We start from the raw sequence: 17429 nt of genomic DNA, 5'->3' as shown, positions 1-17429 counted from the left end.
GTCAATAATTAGGAATAGGACGAGGTTAATTTCCTCGTCCTGAATAAGTGTAGACGACTTTTAGCGCTGGATCCCACGCCCCAGCCAGCTGTCCCAATCTTTCCATACCGGCTGAAGTCCGCGAGCGGCGAGCGCGCCGGCCACTTCGTCAGGCGTCCTGCCATCGTGAGGAGAAAACTGCTCAAGCTCAGGATGATTATCGGCGTAGCCGCCGGGCTGCGTTTTTGAGAATGCGCTAACGTTGTTGATCGCCAACGGAATCACGCGATCGCGGAACCACGGAGATTCACGGGTAGATAGCGACAACTCCGTATCTGGCGAAAACAAGCGGAAGGCGCAGATGGTCTGTACCAACTGACGCTCGTCCATCAGCGATGCCGGTTCAATTCCACCTGCACAGGGCCGCAGGCGGGGGAAGGAGATGGCGTAGCGGCTTTTCCAGTAACGTTGCTGGAGCCACAGCAGATGCTCAGCGACCATAAAACAGTCAACCCGCCAGCTATCGGACAAGCCAATCAGCGCGCCGAGGCCGATTTTATCAATCCCGGCCTGGCCGAGCCTGTCCGGGGTGTCGAGTCGCCAGAAGAAGTCCTGCTTTTTTCCCTTGAGATGATGCCGGGCATACATCCCTTCGTGATAGGTCTCCTGATACACCATCACGCCATCCAGCCCCAGCGTCTTGAGCTCGGCATACTCCTCGGTCGCCAGCGGCTGCACTTCCATATGGAGCGAGGAAAACTGGCGACGAATGGCCGGGAGATGGCGGCGGAAATAGTCCATGCCCACTTTGCTCTGGTGCTCGCCGGTCACCAGCAGAAGGTGCTCAAAGTGCAGCGCCCGGATGGCGGCGCACTCGCGGGCAATTTCAGCCTCATCCAACGTCTTACGTTTGATGCGGTTGCTCATGGAGAAGCCGCAGTAGGTGCAGTCGTTGGCACAGAGGTTTGAGAGATAAAGCGGCACGTAGAAACTGACGGTGTTGCCAAAGCGTTGTCGGGTCAGTCTTTGTGCCCGCTGCGCCATCGGTTCCAGATAATCGGCGGCGGCGGGGGAGAGCAACGCCATCAAATCGTCTCGACTAAGATGCGCGGCGTTCAGCGCGCGCTCCACGTCGGCGGCGGTTTTACCATTGATGCGCAGGCGAATATCGTCCCACTCCAGTTGCCGCCAACGGTCGCTGAAGGTTTTCATGACAGGGCCTCCAGAAATCCGGTGAGCGGGCTGGTGGCGCTGGCGTAGGTGCTACGATTACCCGGCACCGCCTGACGCGCCAGTACTCCCGCTTCTACAGCCAGACGGAAAGCGGTTGCCATCATCACCGGATCGTCCGCCACGGCAATCGCCGTGTTGACCAGCACCGCATCAGCGCCCATTTCCAGCGCCTGCGCCGCATGGCTGGGCACGCCGATCCCGGCGTCGACCACCACCGGCACGGTGGACTGCTGGATAATAATCTCCAGCATCGCTTTGGTTTCCAGCCCCTGATTCGAACCGATAGGCGCGCCGAGCGGCATCACCGCCGAACAGCCAACCTCTTCCAGCCGTTTGCATAGCACCGGATCTGCGCCACAGTAAGGCAGTACCACGAAGCCCTGTTTCACCAGCGCCTCGGCGGCTTTCAACGTTTCGATCGGGTCCGGCAATAGCCAGCGGGCATCCGGGTGGATTTCTAATTTCAACCAGTTTGTGCCCAGCGCTTCACGCGCCAGTTGGGCGGCGAAGATTGCCTCTTCGGCAGTTTTCGCCCCGGAGGTATTGGGCAGCAGCGTAACGCCCGCTTCAATGAGCGGCGCCAGGATAGCGTCGTTGTGCTGACGTAAATCCACGCGCTTCATCGCCAGCGTCACCAACTGGCTGCCGGAAGCGCGAATCGCCTCGACCATCAGCTGCGACGAAGCAAACTTCCCGGTACCGGTGAACAGATGTGAATCAAACGTTTTGTCGGCAATACGTAACATATCAACCCCCTGCAATAACCTGAAAAAGCAGGATCTGGTCGCCTTCCTGCACGATTTGCTGCTGCCACTGCTCGCGCGGCAGGATCTGCTGATTGAGCGCCAACGCCGCGCCCGGTTTAAGCTGATTAAGCGTAGCGAGCAGGCTGCTGACGGTTTGTCCTTCGGCGCACTGCATCGGCTCATCATTGAATTGAATTTGCATGCTGCCCTCCGCATACCGGACAGCCGCTGGCGCGACGCAGCGCCAGGCTGCGCCACTGGCTGGTTTTACCGTCAAAGAGGCGTAGCTCTCCGCTGGGCGTCTCAATACCGCTGAGTAATTTAATCGCCTCCAGCGCCTGCAAGGTGCCCATCACGCCAACAACCGGTCCGACGATACCGGCGGTACGGCAGTTGCGTTCAGGCTCGACATCGTCCGGCCACAGGCAGCGGTAACAGCCTTGTTCCCACGGTGGCGTGAGGACCATTAGCTGGCCGCCAAAGCCGACGGCGCTGGCGGAAATTAACGGAGTGTTGAGCGCCACGCAGGCGGCGTTAATTTCCTGGCGCGTTGCCATGTTATCGGTACAGTCGAGCACCACATCGGCGCGTGCTACCGCATGCCGCAGTGCCTCGCCTTTTAGTCGCTGCTGGAGTGATATCAGTTCGATATCCGGGTTGAGCTGTGTCAGGCGCTGCTGGGCAACCTGAGATTTTGAACGCGCGATATCATCGGTGGTAAATAGAATCTGGCGCTGCAAATTGCTCAGATGAATGTCGTCATCGTCTACCAGCGTCAGTTTGCCGATGCCTGCTCCCGCCAGATACAGCGCGGCAGGTGAACCTAACCCGCCTAAACCCACGATCAGCACATGACTCGCGAGCAGCTTTTGCTGGCCTTCAATGGCGATATCGCCGAGCAGGATTTGCCGGCTGTAGCGCATAAAGTCACGGTCATTCATCGCCGACTCCCACGATTGCCAGCAGTTGCGCGGTAGCGGCGCGCCAGTCGGCGGCCTGAGTAATGGCGCTAACCACGGCAATACTGCCGACGCCAGTCGCCAGTACCGCTGGGGCGCGTTCAAGGCTGATGCCGCCGATCGCGACGGTCGGGTAATCCGCCAGTCGTTCAATATGACTGGCCAACTGCGCCAGCCCCTGCGGGGCGGAAGGCATTTGCTTGGTTTGCGTCGGGAAGACGTGGCCGAGTGCGATATAAGAAGGCTTAGCGGCCAGCGCCACGTCTATCTCCATATCATCGTGGGTCGATACGCCCAGGCGTAAGCCCGCCGCCTGAATCGCTTTCAGGTCGGTGGTTTCAAGGTCTTCCTGGCCCAGATGCACGCCGTAAGCGCGGTGCTTAATTGCCAGACGCCAGTAATCATTGATGAACAGGCGGGCGTCATAACGACGCCCCAGCTCGATGGCAGCGATAACGTCGGCTTCCACCTCTTCATCGCGCTTATCTTTGATACGCAACTGGATCGTGCGTACGCCCGCCTCCAGTAGACGCTCAATCCATGCAACGCTGTCCACCACCGGGTAAAGCCCGAGGCGGAACGGCACGGTCGGGAAATCAGGCTGATACATCAGGCTTCCTCCCGTTTGAGATAAATTTCGCCGCCTTTGGCGCGGAAGTTCTCCGACATATCCGCCATGCCGACTTCAATGGTTTGTGCGGCGGCGTAGTCGCGGACCTCCTGGCTGATTTTCATCGAGCAGAACTTCGGCCCGCACATGGAACAGAAGTGAGCGACCTTACCGGACTCCTGTGGCAGGGTTTCATCGTGGTAGGCACGGGCGGTGAACGGGTCGAGCGCGAGGTTAAACTGGTCTTCCCAGCGGAATTCGAAGCGCGCTTTCGACATGGCGTTATCGCGGATCTGCGCGCCCGGATGGCCTTTCGCTAAGTCAGCGGCGTGGGCGGCAATCTTGTAGGTAATCAGCCCTTGCTTCACATCTTCTTTGTTCGGCAGGCCGAGGTGCTCTTTCGGCGTCACATAACACAGCATCGCGCAGCCAAACCAGCCGATCATCGCGGCACCGATCCCGGAGGTGAAGTGGTCATAGCCCGGCGCGATATCGGTGGTCAACGGCCCTAAGGTGTAGAACGGCGCTTCGTGGCAGCTCTCCAGCTCTTCGGTCATGTTGCGCTGAATCATATGCATCGGCACGTGGCCCGGGCCTTCAATCATCACCTGCACGTCGTATTCCCAGGCGATTTTGGTCAATTCGCCCAGCGTATGCAGCTCGGAGAACTGCGCTTCGTCGTTGGCGTCCTGAATGGAGCCGGGACGCAGGCCGTCGCCCAGCGACAGGGAAACGTCGTAGGCGGCGCAGATTTCACAAATCTCGCGGAAATGTTCGAACAGGAAGTTCTCTTTGTGATGGGAGAGACACCACTTTGCCATGATAGAACCGCCGCGCGAGACAATCCCGGTCAGGCGTTTGGCGGTCATTGGCACGTAGCGCAGCAGCACGCCCGCGTGAATGGTGAAGTAGTCGACGCCCTGTTCAGCCTGCTCCAGCAGCGTGTCGCGGAACGCTTCCCAGGTAAGGTCTTCGGCGATCCCGTTGACCTTCTCCAGCGCCTGGTAGATCGGGACGGTGCCGATCGGTACCGGGCTGTTACGCAGGATCCATTCGCGGGTTTCGTGGATATAGCGGCCGGTGGAGAGATCCATCACCGTGTCTGCGCCCCAGCGCGTTGACCACACCAGTTTTTCTACCTCTTCTTCGATAGAGGAGGTGACGGCAGAGTTGCCGATGTTCGCGTTAACCTTCACCAGGAAGTTACGACCGATGATCATCGGCTCGGATTCCGGGTGGTTGATGTTGGCAGGGATAATCGCGCGGCCCGCGGCGACTTCATCACGCACGAATTCCGGCGTAATGTTTTCCGGCAGGCGCGCGCCAAAGCTCATCCCCGGATGCTGGTGGCGCAGCACTTCACTGCGAATGCGCTCGCGGCCCATGTTTTCACGGATGGCGATGAACTCCATTTCGGGAGTGACGATCCCCTGGCGGGCGTAGTGTAACTGGGTGACGCGCTTGCCCGCTTTGGCGCGTTTCGGCGTCAGCAGGCCGGTAAAACGCAGATCGTCCAGGCCATCGTCGGCCAGACGTTCTTTGGTGTAAGCCGAGCTACGGTCGTCTAGTTCTTCGCTATCGTTACGTGCGTCAATCCACGGCTGGCGCAGTTTCGCCAGCCCCTGCTGGACGTTAATCGCCACCTCAGGATCGCCATACGGGCCGGAGGTGTCGTACACCGGCACGGCTTCGTTCTCTTCAAACTGCGGGTTGTCTTTACTGCCGCCAATCAGCGTTGGGCTCAGTTGGATCTCGCGCATCGGAATGCGGATATCCGGCCGTGAACCGGTGATATAGATGCGTTTTGACTCAGGAAAGGCGGCCCCTTCCAGCGTATTGATAAAGTGTTGCGCCTGGGCGCGTTGTTCGCGGCGTGATGGTTTAGTAGTGACAGACATAGCTCATTCCAAAAAAGTAAGGACGTGGCTTGTCAGACGACGGATGGAGTAATGGATGTGCGCCGCCCGTAAAGGCAGCAGCATAAAGCTGAATTACTCTTGTTCCCTTCGCAGGTCTTAACCTGATCAGGTTCCGCGGATCCCGAATTAACGGTCTCAGCCCGTGCTTGCGCACCAGGCACTCCGACAAGAAGTAACCTCTATCTTAGAGGTAATGATTGTAAACTACTCGTTAATGCGGCAAATCTCAAGCCGGGCGTTTTATTTCATCCTGGCCGAGGGCCTCGAAGGTCAGCATGATGAGCTGATCCTCTAATAGAAAACGGGCTTCCAGCGCTTCACCAATATCGGACAGCGCCTGCTGAAACGCATACACGTTATCCTGGTCGATAGCGTTCTCCAGCGCAGAGTCGTAGTAGTCCATAATTTGTTGGGTATTGGCGTCCAGCAGCGGCCAGATTTTGCTGGCGTTTAAAAGCGGACTGTTGCCTTCCATTTTATGGATAATACGTTCATAAATACTGAAATGACCGGCAGAAAGGTAGTCGACCAGCCGCTGACAAAAGTCATCAAGCGCCTTTTCATTAAGACGCATAAATGATTCTTTGCCAGGCTTAAGGCCAACCAGATTGTAGTAAGCCACGAGCAGGTGCTTACGAATATTCAGCCAACGGTCGACCAGTCTGTGGTGTCCATGAATTCGCTCTTTTAGACTTTCTAACTGGTTTAACATAGGTTGACCCCGCATCGATAAGATTAAAATCTGCTCACGTCATTATGTAATAATAATGTTAATAACATGCCTGTGAAGCAAAGGTAGCGCAAGAGATATGGATCGTATTATTGAAAAATCGGATCGCGGCTGGTGGATCGTCAGCCACGAACAAAAATTATGGTTGCCCGGTGGGGAAATACCAATTGGCGAAGCGGTAAATTTCGATCTTGTGGGCCAGCGCGCACTCCAGATTGGCGAGTGGGAAGGCTCTCCTGTCTGGTTGGTACAGCAGCAACGCCGCCATGATATGGGCACCGTGCGCCAGGTGCTCGACCAGGATGTGGGGCTGTTTCAACTCGCCGGACGCGGCGTACAGCTGGCTGAGTTTTATCGCTCGCATAAGTTCTGCGGCTACTGCGGCCACACCATGCATCCGAGTAAAACCGAGTGGGCGATGCTGTGCAGCCACTGTCGCGAACGTTACTATCCGCAAATTGCCCCTTGCATTATCGTCGCGATCCGCCGTGAGGATTCCATCCTGCTGGCCCAGCATGTTCGCCACCGCAACGGCGTGCATACCGTGCTGGCCGGTTTTGTCGAAGTGGGGGAAACCTTAGAGCAAGCGGTCGCGCGTGAGGTGATGGAAGAGAGCGGCATTAAGGTGAAAAACCTGCGCTATATTACTTCGCAGCCGTGGCCGTTCCCGCAGTCGCTGATGACGGCGTTTATGGCGGAGTACGACAGCGGCGATATCGTCATCGATCCGAAAGAGCTGCTTAACGCTAACTGGTATCGCTATGACGATCTACCGCTTCTACCGCCGCCGGGAACCGTCGCGCGTCGCCTGATCGAAGATACTGTGGCAATGTGTCGGGCTGATTACGACTGACATGTTACAATAGGCGCATCAACGCTAAAGGAATGTGAAAATGAGCGAACTGAAGAACGATCGTTACCTGCGTGCGCTGCTGCGCCAGCCCGTAGACGTCACCCCGGTATGGATGATGCGCCAGGCAGGCCGCTATTTACCGGAGTACAAAGCGACCCGCGCCCAGGCCGGCGATTTTATGTCGCTGTGCAAAAACGCCGAGCTGGCCTGTGAGGTGACGCTGCAGCCGCTGCGCCGCTATCCGCTCGATGCGGCGATCTTGTTCTCGGATATCCTGACTATTCCCGATGCGATGGGGCTGGGGCTGTACTTCGAAGCCGGAGAAGGCCCGCGTTTTACCTCGCTAATTACGACCAAAGCCGACGTTGAAAAACTGCCGATTCCGGATCCAGAAGGTGAACTGGGCTACGTGATGAATGCGGTGCGGACCATCCGCCGCGAGCTGAAGGGTGAAGTGCCGTTGATCGGTTTCTCCGGCAGCCCGTGGACGCTGGCAACCTACATGGTCGAAGGCGGCAGCAGCAAGGCCTTCACCGTGATTAAAAAGATGATGTATGCCGACCCTAAAGCGCTGCATCTGCTGCTTGATAAGCTGGCGCAGAGCGTCACGCTGTATCTGAACGCGCAGATTAAAGCGGGCGCGCAGTCGGTGATGATTTTCGACACCTGGGGCGGCGTGCTCACTGGCCGCGATTACCAGCAGTTCTCCCTGTACTACATGCATAAAATCGTCGATGGCCTGCTGCGTGAGAACGACGGTCGTCGCGTACCGGTAACGTTGTTCACCAAAGGCGGTGGGCAGTGGCTGGAAGCGATGGCGGAAACCGGCTGCGACGCGCTGGGGCTTGACTGGACCACCGATATCGCCGACGCACGTCGTCGCGTGGGCCATAAGGTGGCTCTGCAAGGCAATATGGACCCGTCCATGCTGTACGCTCCGGCGTCGCGCATTGAGGAAGAAGTGGCGACGATTCTGGCCGGTTTTGGTCAGGGCGAAGGCCATGTCTTCAACCTCGGCCACGGTATTCATCAGGACGTGCCGCCGGAACATGCGGGCGTCTTTGTCGAGGCGGTACACCGTCTGTCGGCGCAGTACCACCGCTAATGGATCTCGCCTCGCTGCGCGCGCAGCAGCTGGAATTAGCGTCATCGGTGATTCGTGACGATCGTTTTATTAGCGATCCGCCGGATCTGATCGGCGGGGCTGACGTTGGCTTTGAGCAGGGCGGTGAAGTAACGCGCGCGGCGATGGTGCTGTTGAAATACCCTACGCTTGAGCTGGTGGAGTATCAGGTGGCGCGCATCGCCACCACCATGCCCTACATCCCGGGTTTCCTCTCGTTTCGTGAAACCCCGGCGCTGATGGCCGCCTGGCAGCAGCTTTCGCACAAGCCGGATCTGCTGTTTGTCGATGGCCACGGTATTTCCCACCCGCGCCGTCTTGGCGTAGCCAGCCATTTTGGTCTGCTGGTGGACGTGCCGACAATCGGTGTGGCGAAAAAACGCCTGTGCGGTAAGTACGAACTGCCTTCTTCAGAGGTGGGCGCGCTGGCGCCGCTGATGGACAAAGACGAACAGCTGGCGTGGGTCTGGCGCAGTAAAGCGCGCTGTAACCCACTGTTTATCTCTACGGGCCATCGCGTCAGTCTGAAGAGCGCTTTGGGTTGGGTACAGCGCTGCACTAAGGGTTATCGCCTGCCGGAACCGACGCGCTGGGCGGATGCGGTGGCATCCGAGCGGCCGGCTTTTACGCGGCTTGCAGCAAAAATGCCCCATATCAGGTAAACTGCCGCTAATTTCCGTATTTGAGAACTCATCATGTTACAAAACCCGATTCATCTGCGTCTGGAGAAGCTGGAAAGCTGGCAGCACGTCACCTTTATGGCCTGTCTGTGTGAACGCATGTATCCAAACTACGCCATGTTCTGCAAAGAGGCGGAGTTTGGCGAGCCACAGTTGTACCGACGCATTCTTGACCTCATCTGGGAAACGCTGACGGTCAAAGACGCGAAGGTGAACTTCGACAGCCAGTTGGAAAAGTTGGAAGAGGCGATCCCGGCGGCGGACGATTACGACATGTACGGTGTTTATCCGGCGATCGATGCCTGCGTTGCATTGAGCGAATTAATACATTCGCGTTTGAGCGGCGAAACCCTCGAACACGCGATCGAAGTCAGTAAGAGTTCTATTACCACCGTTGCGATGTTAGAAATGACCCAGGCTGGTCGTGAAATGACCGACGAAGAGCTGCGTTTGAATCCCGCGGTAGAGCAAGAATGGGACATTCAGTGGGAGATTTTCCGCCTTTTAGCCGAGTGTGAAGAACGCGATATTGAACTGATTAAAGGGCTACGCGCAGACCTCCGCGAGGCCGCAGAAAGCAATATTGGTATAATTTTTCAGCAATGAGACAATAAAACGTGATTTACCGCCTGAATTGTCACGCCTGAAGGCTTCACATCTGCCCCCCGTCTGGTCTACATTTGGAGGGCGAAAAAAAGTGGCTATCGGTGCGTGTATGCAGGAGAGTGCTTTTCTGGCATTTTCGTCGCACTCGATGCTTAGCAAGCGATAAACACATTGTAAGGATAACTTATGAACAAGACTCAACTGATTGATGTAATTGCGGACAAGGCTGAACTGTCTAAAACCCAGGCTAAAGCAGCGCTGGAATCCACCCTGGCTGCTATTACTGAGTCTCTGAAAGAAGGCGATGCTGTACAGCTGGTTGGTTTCGGTACCTTCAAAGTGAACCACCGCGCTGAGCGTACTGGCCGCAACCCGCAGACCGGTAAAGAAATCAAAATCGCCGCTGCTAACGTGCCGGCATTTGTTTCTGGTAAAGCACTGAAAGACGCTGTTAAGTAAGACTGCGTGGCAGTGAACAGTTTTAAAGAAGGGGCGGTTTCGCCCCTTTCGTTCATCTGGCGTCGCTTTTCGGGGCTGGCGGGTATCTTATTGCTTACCGCCTGTAGCCATAACAGCGAACTGCCTCCGTTTACCGCCAGCGGCTATGCTGACACGCAGGGCGCGGTGCGCATCTGGCGTAAAGATAGCGGCGGCGAGACACACCTGCTGGCCACCTTTAGTCCGTGGCATAGCGGTAGCACTTCAACCAGCGAATACCGCTGGCAGAACGATCAACTGCAACTGATCGAACTGAATATCTACGGCAAACCCACCGAACACATCCGCGCCCGTTTCGATCGCAACGGCGAACTGAGCTTTATGCAGCGTGAGATGGATGGGCAAAAACAGCAGCTCTCCAGCGACCAGGTCGCGCTTTATCGCTATCGCGCCGAACAGATTCGCCAGACCAGCGATGCGCTGCGTTTGGGGAAAGTTGTGCTGCGACAGGGGCGCTGGCACGCCGATCAGTCGGTAACGACCTGCGAAGGCGAAACGGTGAAACCGGATTTCGACGCCCGCGCGTTAGGGCATATCGCCAGCCGTCAGAGCCGTTCTTCTGCTGAAGTCAGTATCGCCTGGCTGGAAGCCCCGGAAGGCTCCCAGCTGCTGCTGGTGGCGAATGAAGACTACTGCACCTGGCAGCCGACGGAAAAAAACTTCTAAGCGTTACCAGCGGTGCATGCCGCCCATGTGTCCGTTCCCCCCCTGGCAGCCGATTCCCATACCCCCGTGGCGGGGAATGCCGGCCTGTGCCAGGGCGACATCAAACTTCACCCGCTGCTGATCCAGCTTCTGCTGTAACGTCTCTATCTCCTGCGCTACGCCCTCAATTTTCGCGCTGTCTGGCTTATCGGCGGTAAGCAGCGCATTGTATTCATAGCGTTTAGAGGTGAGCTGTTGGCGCAGCGCGCTGGTCTGGTTGTAGAAGTCATTGTGCAGCTTCTGTGCGGTGGCCTGCTGGGCATCAGTTAACTGGCTGTAACCGCCGATGTTGCCGCTGTTATTCCCCCAATGATGCGGGCCAGCCAGCGCGGCGCCGCTAGTGAAGGTCAACGCCGCAAAAGTCAGTAGTGCAAAAGCTAAATTGTTGTTCCGTTTCATGGTGGATTCTCCTGTAGTGTGGTCACCTTAGCTATTGCATCTTCTGTGCCAGCTTCCCGAGCCGCGAAAATCGCGGCGCTGGGCGATACGCGGCGCGAGAAGCGAGTAAAAATGACGCGCTCGTACTACCCAGGTGAGTCATTTTTACTCGTTTTGTCCGGGCATTTGTGCTCGCAGGCCGGGTTCCGGGCGGGGAAAGCTGGCATGATTTCTGCTGAAGGAATGCAAAGACAAAAAGAAGGAAACCCCATGAGCGTCATACGATTACGAAAGGACTCGGTCGCGTCTTATTTGAGCTGGCTGCTGACTGGCGTGATTTTGCTGTTGGTGTGTTTGTTCTCTGCGCTGATCGTCCGCGACTATGGCCGCGAAAACGCCGCCGCACAGCAGGCGCTCCACGAGCAGGGGCGCGTGCTGGTTAGCGCGCTGGAGTCTGGTACGCGCGCCGGAATGGGTATGCGTATGCATCACGCTCAGCTTCAGTCCATGCTGGAGGAGATGGCCTGGCAGCCTGGCGTTTTGTGGTTTGCCGTCACCGATGAGCAGGGGAAGGTGATTGCGCATAGTGATCCACAACAGGTGGGGAAAACGCTGTATCAGCCGGACGAGATGCGTGCGCTTCAGGTCAGCGACAAAGAGCGCTGGCGACGTACCGGGACGCCGGAACCGGCGCTGGAAATCTATCGCCAGTTTCGCCCTCTGGACGCGACTCGCGGTCACCATATGCGCATGATGATGCGCCGTGACGTTGTCGATACGCCGCAGGTTATCTTTATCGCGTTTGATAGCCGGGAAATGGACGCCGAGCAGGCTCGTGCGCAGCGCAATATGGTGGTTATGCTGTTTGCCGCTCTGTTAGTCATGGTTGCCACATTGCTTGCTCAGTTCTGGTTCCGGCGCTATCAGCGTTCGCGCCGACAACTGCTGGAAGCGACGCATCGCCGGGAGAAACTGGTGGCGCTGGGCCATCTGGCCGCCGGCGTGGCGCATGAAATCCGTAATCCGCTCTCCTCGATTAAAGGTCTGGCGAAATATTTTGCCGAACGTACTCCACCAGGTGGTGAGGCTTACGCGCTGGCGCAGGTAATGGCGAAAGAGGCCGATCGACTGAATAGGGTGGTGAGTGAACTGCTGGAGCTGGTACGTCCGGCGCATTTAAAATGGCAGCCCGTGGATCTCAACGAGGTTATTGCCCATTCGCTTCAGTTGGTGAGTCAGGATGCATCAGGTCGGGATATTCAGCTGCATTTTACCGCCAGGCCGGCGCTACGGAGGATTCAGGCGGACCCAGATCGCCTGAATCAGGTACTGCTAAATCTCTACCTTAACGCTATCCAGGCGATTGGCCGTGATGGGGAGATTACGGTCGCGGTAAACGAGGCAGGAGAGGGAAGCATTAAGCTGAGCGTAACCGACAGCGGTAAAGGGATGACGGAAGAGCAAAAACAGGCCATCTTCACCCCGTACTTCACGACCAAGGCTGACGGTACCGGGCTGGGGCTGGCGGTGGTGCAGAATATCGTTGAGCAGCATGGCGGGACCATTCAGGTTGAGAGTTCACCCGGCAAGGGGGCGACCTTTACCCTCACTCTGCCGATCGATGGGCAACAGAAGGATGAACAAGGATGATGGCGGAAAAGGTCACGATTCTGGTGGTGGATGACGACATCAGCCACTGCACTATCTTACAGGCGTTACTGCGGGGCTGGGGCTATGAGGTGTCGGTGGCTTATAACGGACTGCAGGCGCTGGAGCAGGTACGTCAGCAGGTGTTTGACCTGGTGCTTTGCGATATCCGCATGGCGGAGATGGATGGGATTGCCACGCTAAAAGAGATCAAGGCTTGCAACCCGTCGATTCCGGTGCTGATCATGACCGCCTACTCCAGCGTGGGAACGGCGGTGGAGGCGCTAAAATCCGGCGCGCTGGATTACCTGGTGAAGCCGCTTGATTTTGATAGCCTGCAGCAGACGCTGGCTGATGCGCTGGCGCATACCCGGCAATCGGAAGGCGGTCTCACGATGACCCCGGCGGCGACGTTTGGCATGGTGGGCGACAACCCGGCGATGCAAGCGTTGCTTAATGAGATTGCGCTGGTAGCGCCTTCGGATGCGACCGTCTTAATCCACGGTGAATCGGGGACCGGGAAAGAACTGGTTGCCCGCGCGCTTCACGCCAGCAGCGCGCGCAGCGATAAGCCGCTGGTCACGCTAAACTGTGCGGCGCTCAATGAGTCTCTGCTGGAGTCCGAGCTGTTCGGTCACGAGAAAGGCGCGTTTACCGGCGCGGATAAACGTCGGGAAGGGCGTTTTGTCGAAGCGGATGGCGGCACTTTATTCCTCGATGAAATTGGCGATATTTCGCCGCTGATGCAGGTGCGTCTGCTGCGGGCGATTCAGGAACGTGAGGTGCAGCGTGTGGGCAGCAATCAGACCGTGTCGGTTGATGTGCGACTGATTGCTGCTACCCATCGAGATTTGGCCGAAGAGGTCAGCGCCGGACGCTTCCGTCAGGATCTCTACTACCGTCTGAACGTGGTCACCATCGAAATGCCGCCGCTGCGTCAGCGTCGTGAAGATATCCCGTCGCTCGCGCACTATTTTCTCCAGCGTTACGGCGAACGTAACCGCAAAACGATACAGGGATTTACCCCGCAGGCGATGGCTCTGCTGATCCATTACGACTGGCCGGGCAATATTCGCGAGCTGGAAAATGCGGTGGAGCGGGCGGTGGTACTGCTCACGGGAGAGTATATATCCGAGCGCGAGCTACCGCTGGCGATTGTCGGTACGTTGCTGAATGCTTCCTCATCATCCGATGATGTGATTCAACCGCTGGTGGAAGTGGAGAAAGAGGTGATTCTGGCGGCGCTGGAAAAAACGGGCGGCAACAAAACGGAAGCCGCCCGTCAATTGGGCATTACGCGCAAAACGCTGCTGGCTAAACTCAGCCGTTAGTTTTGCTCACGCTCGATGGCGCGCCAGCCGATGTCGTTACGGCTGAAGCTGCCGTCCCAGCGGATGTCGGTCATCAGGGCGTAAGCGCGTTTCTGCGCCTCAGCCACGGTATGACCCAGGGCGGTCGCGCACAGTACGCGGCCGCCGCTGGTCAGCACACGGTCATCGTCAGCGAGTTTGGTGCCAGCGTGGAAGACCTTACCCTCCGTTGAAGATTCCAGCGGCAGGCCGTGGATCTCATCGCCGGTGTTGTAGCTGCCCGGATAACCGCCCGCGGCGATCACCACGCCTAATGAAGCGCGCTCGTCCCACTCGGAGGTTTTCTCATCCAGCTTGCCTTCGCAGGCGGCGAGGCAAAGATCCACCAGGTCCGACTTCATGCGCAGCATGATTGGCTGGGTTTCCGGATCGCCGAAGCGGCAGTTGAACTCGATAACCTTCGGATTACCCTGCTTGTCGATCATCAGACCCGCATACAGGAAGCCGGTGTACGTGTTACCTTCCGCCGCCATGCCTTTCACGGTTGGCCAGATGATGCGTTCCATGGTGCGCTGATGCACTTCATCAGTCACCACCGGCGCCGGAGAGTAAGCCCCCATACCGCCGGTGTTCGGGCCGGTATCGCCGTTGCCCACGCGTTTGTGGTCCTGGCTGGTGGCCATCGGCAGCACGTGCTCGCCGTCGACCATTACGATAAAGCTCGCTTCTTCGCCGTCGAGGAACTCTTCAATCACGATGCGGTGGCCCGCATCGCCAAAGGCGTTACCCGCCAGCATGTCCTGCACGGCGGCTTCGGCTTCTTCGAGCGTCATTGCGACGATAACGCCTTTACCCGCAGCCAGACCATCGGCCTTGATGACGATCGGTGCGCCTTTCTCGCGCAGGTAAGCCAGGGCAGGCTCAACCTCGGTAAAGTTCTGATACTCCGCCGTCGGGATATGATGACGGGCGAGGAAATCTTTGGTGAAGGCTTTGGAGCCTTCCAACTGTGCGGCACCTTCGGTTGGGCCAAAGATCTTCAGACCTGCGGCGCGGAACGCATCGACCACGCCAATCACCAGCGGCGCTTCCGGGCCAACGATGGTCAGGTCAATTTTCTCGTTCTGGGCAAAGCTCAGCAGCGCCGGGATATCGGTTACGCCGATAGCCACGTTTTGCAGCGCGGGTTCCAGCGCGGTGCCCGCGTTGCCCGGTGCGACAAAAACGGTATCAACCAGCGGGGACTGTGCGGCTTTCCAGGCTAGCGCGTGTTCGCGCCCGCCGTTACCAATGACTAAAACTTTCATCGTCTGCTCCCTGAATTAATGGCGGAAGTGGCGCATGTCGGTGAAGATCATCGCAATGCCGTGTTCGTCGGCGGCGGCAATCACTTCTTCGTCGCGAATCGAACCGCCAGGCTGGATAACGCAGCTCACGCCGACAGCGGCAGCGGCATCAATACCGTCACGGAACGGGAAGAACGCGTCGGAAGCCATGGCTGAACCTTTCACTTCCAGACCTTCGTCAGCGGCTTTAATGCCAGCGATTTTGGCGGAGTACACGCGGCTCATCTGGCCTGCGCCTATGCCGATAGTCATGTTCTCTTTGGCATACACAATGGCGTTGGATTTCACGAACTTCGCCACTTTCCAGCAGAACAGCGCATCGCGCAGTTCCTGCTCGGTCGGCTGGCGTTTGGAAACCACGCGCAGTTCAGCTTCGCTCACCATACCCAGATCCCTGTCCTGAACCAGCAGGCCGCCGTTAACGCGTTTGAAATCCAGGCCCGGAACGCGGCTTGCCCACTGACCGCAGGTCAGAACACGGACGTTCTGTTTGGCGGCGGTGATCTTCAGTGCTTCTTCGGTAGCCGATGGGGCGATGATCACTTCCACGAACTGGCGGGAGATGATGGCCTGCGCGGTTTCGGCATCCAGCTCGCGGTTGAATGCGATGATGCCGCCGAACGCGGAGGTCGGGTCGGTTTTGTATGCGCGGTCGTAAGCGTCGAGAATCGAGGTACTTACCGCCACGCCGCACGGGTTGGCATGCTTGACGATCACGCAGGCCGGCTCGTTGAACTCTTTCACGCACTCCAGCGCTGCGTCGGTATCAGCGATGTTGTTGTAGGAAAGCGCTTTGCCCTGCACCTGTTGTGCAGTGGCAACGGATGCTTCTTTCACATTCTCTTCTATATAGAAGGCAGCCTGCTGGTGGCTGTTCTCGCCGTAGCGCATATCCTGCTTCTTAATGAAGTTCAGGTTCAGCGTACGCGGGAAGCGACCGGCGACTTCTTTGCTTTCACCGTGGTAGGCCGGAACCATGCTGCCGAAGTAGTTGGCGATCATGCTGTCGTAGGCGGCGGTGTGTTCGAAGGCTTTAATCGCGAGATCGAAACGGGTGTCGAGGGTCAGAGAGCCTTCGTTAGCATCCATCTCTTTAATAATGGCGTCGTAGTCGCTGCTCTTCACCACGATGGCCACGTCTTTATGGTTCTTCGCGGCGGAGCGCACCATGGTCGGGCCGCCGATATCAATGTTCTCTACCGCATCTTCCAGCGAGCAGCCTTCACGGGCCACAGTCTCGGCGAACGGATACAGGTTAACGACAACCATATCGATAGGGGCGATGTGGTGCTGTTCCATAATGGCATCGTCCTGGCCGCGACGACCGAGGATGCCGCCGTGTACTTTTGGATGCAGGGTCTTTACGCGTCCATCCATCATTTCCGGGAAACCGGTGTAATCGGAAACTTCGGTCACTGGCAGACCTTTCTCCGCTAACAGGCGCGCGGTGCCACCCGTTGACAGCAGCTCCACACCGCGTGCGGAAAGTGCCTGAGCGAATTCGATGATACCGGCCTTGTCAGAAACACTGAGCAGAGCGCGGCGGACTGGACGACGTTGTTGCATGGTAAATCCCCTGGATTTGACTATTACAGAGAGCGTTAGGTGAATTCTTGGCTAAAAACTCAGCTAACGCCCCTTATGGGGCATCCTTGTTTTGCGGGGGCATTGTAACGAAAACGTTTGCGCAACGCTCGCGAATTTTTCTCTTTCCCTTAATTCGATAATTTCAGCGTTATAGACGAGGGGTAAAACGAAGTGATGATCGCAAGAGATCCTTATTTTTGTGGATAACTCTGTGTGTAAATGGGTATAAAGCCGGGTTCTGCTGTGGAATGCAGCAGTCAGTCATTTTTCTGCAATTTAAGGGTTGCGGCCCCGAGGAAACTCCCTATAATGCGCCTCCATCGACACGGCGGATGTGAATCACTTCACACTAAGTAGCTGGTTCGGTTGAAGAGAAAAACCTGAAAATGAGGGTTGACTCTGAAAGAGGAAAGCGTAATATACGCCACCTCGCGACAGAGCGCTAAAGCGCGTCGCAACTGCTCTTTAACAATTTATCAGACAATCTGTGTGGGCACTCGAAGATACGGATTCTTAACGT

Annotated in this window: 18 protein-coding genes and 1 riboswitch; of the genes, 8 read left to right on the top strand and 10 right to left on the bottom strand. The window is 57.2% G+C overall.

Going from position 1 to position 17429, the window contains the following annotated elements; genetic code table 11:
- Positions 1-60: 60 nt before the first annotated feature.
- The 7 genes from thiH to NNN71_RS17980 form a co-directional block, all read right to left on the bottom strand.
- The gene (gene thiH / locus NNN71_RS18010; RefSeq protein ID WP_163449378.1) at positions 61-1191 is read right to left on the bottom strand and encodes a 2-iminoacetate synthase ThiH; all 1131 of its coding nucleotides are present in this window, start codon (positions 1189-1191) and stop codon (positions 61-63) included.
- Positions 1188-1958: a thiazole synthase gene (gene thiG, locus NNN71_RS18005; RefSeq protein WP_271459040.1), complete on the bottom strand. Its 771-nt coding sequence runs from the start codon at positions 1956-1958 to the stop codon at positions 1188-1190. Before thiG ends, thiH begins: the two co-directional genes overlap by 4 nt.
- Position 1959: 1 nt before the next feature.
- The gene (gene thiS / locus NNN71_RS18000) at positions 1960-2160 is read right to left on the bottom strand and encodes a sulfur carrier protein ThiS (RefSeq protein WP_001166845.1); all 201 of its coding nucleotides are present in this window, start codon (positions 2158-2160) and stop codon (positions 1960-1962) included.
- Positions 2141-2899, bottom strand: a complete 759-nt coding sequence (gene thiF, locus NNN71_RS17995) for a thiazole biosynthesis adenylyltransferase ThiF (RefSeq protein WP_197398352.1) — start codon at positions 2897-2899, stop codon at positions 2141-2143. The genes thiS and thiF overlap by 20 nt, the downstream gene beginning before the upstream one ends.
- Complete coding sequence (gene thiE, locus NNN71_RS17990) at positions 2892-3527, bottom strand: thiamine phosphate synthase (RefSeq protein ID WP_271459039.1); 636 nt, start codon at positions 3525-3527, stop codon at positions 2892-2894. Before thiE ends, thiF begins: the two co-directional genes overlap by 8 nt.
- Positions 3527-5425: a phosphomethylpyrimidine synthase ThiC gene (thiC, locus tag NNN71_RS17985; RefSeq protein WP_271459038.1), complete on the bottom strand. Its 1899-nt coding sequence runs from the start codon at positions 5423-5425 to the stop codon at positions 3527-3529. Before thiC ends, thiE begins: the two co-directional genes overlap by 1 nt.
- 86 nt (positions 5426-5511) lie before the next feature.
- A riboswitch (TPP riboswitch) is annotated at positions 5512-5621 on the bottom strand.
- 51 nt (positions 5622-5672) lie between these two features.
- Complete coding sequence (locus tag NNN71_RS17980) at positions 5673-6158, bottom strand: Rsd/AlgQ family anti-sigma factor (protein ID WP_064546558.1); 486 nt, start codon at positions 6156-6158, stop codon at positions 5673-5675.
- Between the two features lie 97 nt (positions 6159-6255).
- Here NNN71_RS17980 and nudC point away from each other — a divergent pair, with 97 nt between their 5' ends.
- The 6 genes from nudC (at position 6256) to NNN71_RS17950 (ending at position 10602) form a co-directional block, all read left to right on the top strand.
- Positions 6256-7029: an NAD(+) diphosphatase gene (gene nudC / locus NNN71_RS17975; RefSeq protein ID WP_163449382.1), complete on the top strand. Its 774-nt coding sequence runs from the start codon at positions 6256-6258 to the stop codon at positions 7027-7029.
- Between the two features lie 40 nt (positions 7030-7069).
- A complete protein-coding gene (gene hemE, locus NNN71_RS17970) occupies positions 7070-8134 on the top strand; it encodes a uroporphyrinogen decarboxylase (RefSeq protein ID WP_163449383.1) in 1065 nt (354 codons plus the stop codon).
- Positions 8134-8814, top strand: a complete 681-nt coding sequence (gene nfi, locus NNN71_RS17965; protein ID WP_271459037.1) for a deoxyribonuclease V — start codon at positions 8134-8136, stop codon at positions 8812-8814. The genes hemE and nfi overlap by 1 nt, the downstream gene beginning before the upstream one ends.
- 33 nt (positions 8815-8847) lie before the next feature.
- Positions 8848-9438, top strand: a complete 591-nt coding sequence (locus NNN71_RS17960; protein ID WP_065358223.1) for a YjaG family protein — start codon at positions 8848-8850, stop codon at positions 9436-9438.
- Positions 9439-9624: 186 nt separating this feature from the next.
- Complete coding sequence (hupA, locus tag NNN71_RS17955) at positions 9625-9897, top strand: nucleoid-associated protein HU-alpha (RefSeq protein ID WP_001044509.1); 273 nt, start codon at positions 9625-9627, stop codon at positions 9895-9897.
- A gap of 12 nt (positions 9898-9909) precedes the next feature.
- On the top strand, positions 9910-10602 hold the full coding sequence (locus tag NNN71_RS17950) for a DUF1481 domain-containing protein (RefSeq protein ID WP_163449391.1): 693 nt from the start codon (positions 9910-9912) through the stop codon (positions 10600-10602).
- Between the two features lie 3 nt (positions 10603-10605).
- Here the strand turns inward: NNN71_RS17950 and zraP are convergent, their stop codons facing one another.
- Complete coding sequence (gene zraP / locus NNN71_RS17945) at positions 10606-11040, bottom strand: zinc resistance sensor/chaperone ZraP (RefSeq protein ID WP_271459036.1); 435 nt, start codon at positions 11038-11040, stop codon at positions 10606-10608.
- 249 nt (positions 11041-11289) lie between these two features.
- Between zraP and zraS the strand changes: the two genes are divergently transcribed.
- Positions 11290-12669, top strand: a complete 1380-nt coding sequence (gene zraS, locus NNN71_RS17940; RefSeq protein WP_271459035.1) for a two-component system sensor histidine kinase ZraS — start codon at positions 11290-11292, stop codon at positions 12667-12669.
- Positions 12666-13997, top strand: coding sequence for a sigma-54-dependent response regulator transcription factor ZraR (zraR, locus tag NNN71_RS17935; protein ID WP_271459034.1), 1332 nt, complete (start codon positions 12666-12668; stop codon positions 13995-13997). Before zraS ends, zraR begins: the two co-directional genes overlap by 4 nt.
- Here zraR and purD read toward each other — a convergent pair.
- Together purD and purH are read right to left on the bottom strand one after the other, a co-directional pair.
- Positions 13994-15283 carry a phosphoribosylamine--glycine ligase gene (gene purD, locus NNN71_RS17930; protein WP_271459033.1) on the bottom strand — a complete coding sequence of 430 codons (1290 nt, stop codon included), beginning with the start codon at positions 15281-15283 and terminating at the stop codon, positions 13994-13996. The two genes, zraR and purD, sit on opposite strands and share 4 nt — an antisense overlap.
- Positions 15284-15298: 15 nt before the next feature.
- Positions 15299-16888: a bifunctional phosphoribosylaminoimidazolecarboxamide formyltransferase/IMP cyclohydrolase gene (purH, locus tag NNN71_RS17925; RefSeq protein WP_271459032.1), complete on the bottom strand. Its 1590-nt coding sequence runs from the start codon at positions 16886-16888 to the stop codon at positions 15299-15301.
- Between the last annotated feature and the right edge of the window lie 541 nt (positions 16889-17429).

It is taken from the genome of Kluyvera sp. Awk 3 (assembly GCF_028069715.1).
Lineage (GTDB): Bacteria > Pseudomonadota > Gammaproteobacteria > Enterobacterales > Enterobacteriaceae > Kluyvera > Kluyvera georgiana_A.
The sequence above is the reverse complement of the archived record's forward strand: the minus strand, read 5'-3'. Positions and strand labels throughout refer to the sequence as shown.

Coding starts and splice junctions, on each gene's coding strand:
- zraP (WP_271459036.1), bottom strand. CDS start 11,040: ATGAAACGGAACAACAATTTAGCTTTTGCACTACTGACTTTTGCGGCG.
- thiE (WP_271459039.1), bottom strand. CDS start 3,527: ATGTATCAGCCTGATTTCCCGACCGTGCCGTTCCGCCTCGGGCTTTAC.
- purD (WP_271459033.1), bottom strand. CDS start 15,283: ATGAAAGTTTTAGTCATTGGTAACGGCGGGCGCGAACACGCGCTAGCC.
- nudC (WP_163449382.1), top strand. CDS start 6,256: ATGGATCGTATTATTGAAAAATCGGATCGCGGCTGGTGGATCGTCAGC.
- thiG (WP_271459040.1), bottom strand. CDS start 1,958: ATGTTACGTATTGCCGACAAAACGTTTGATTCACATCTGTTCACCGGT.
- NNN71_RS17960 (WP_065358223.1), top strand. CDS start 8,848: ATGTTACAAAACCCGATTCATCTGCGTCTGGAGAAGCTGGAAAGCTGG.
- thiC (WP_271459038.1), bottom strand. CDS start 5,425: ATGTCTGTCACTACTAAACCATCACGCCGCGAACAACGCGCCCAGGCG.
- zraR (WP_271459034.1), top strand. CDS start 12,666: ATGATGGCGGAAAAGGTCACGATTCTGGTGGTGGATGACGACATCAGC.
- nfi (WP_271459037.1), top strand. CDS start 8,134: ATGGATCTCGCCTCGCTGCGCGCGCAGCAGCTGGAATTAGCGTCATCG.
- hemE (WP_163449383.1), top strand. CDS start 7,070: ATGAGCGAACTGAAGAACGATCGTTACCTGCGTGCGCTGCTGCGCCAG.
- thiF (WP_197398352.1), bottom strand. CDS start 2,899: ATGAATGACCGTGACTTTATGCGCTACAGCCGGCAAATCCTGCTCGGC.
- thiS (WP_001166845.1), bottom strand. CDS start 2,160: ATGCAAATTCAATTCAATGATGAGCCGATGCAGTGCGCCGAAGGACAA.
- NNN71_RS17980 (WP_064546558.1), bottom strand. CDS start 6,158: ATGTTAAACCAGTTAGAAAGTCTAAAAGAGCGAATTCATGGACACCAC.
- hupA (WP_001044509.1), top strand. CDS start 9,625: ATGAACAAGACTCAACTGATTGATGTAATTGCGGACAAGGCTGAACTG.
- purH (WP_271459032.1), bottom strand. CDS start 16,888: ATGCAACAACGTCGTCCAGTCCGCCGCGCTCTGCTCAGTGTTTCTGAC.
- thiH (WP_163449378.1), bottom strand. CDS start 1,191: ATGAAAACCTTCAGCGACCGTTGGCGGCAACTGGAGTGGGACGATATT.
- zraS (WP_271459035.1), top strand. CDS start 11,290: ATGAGCGTCATACGATTACGAAAGGACTCGGTCGCGTCTTATTTGAGC.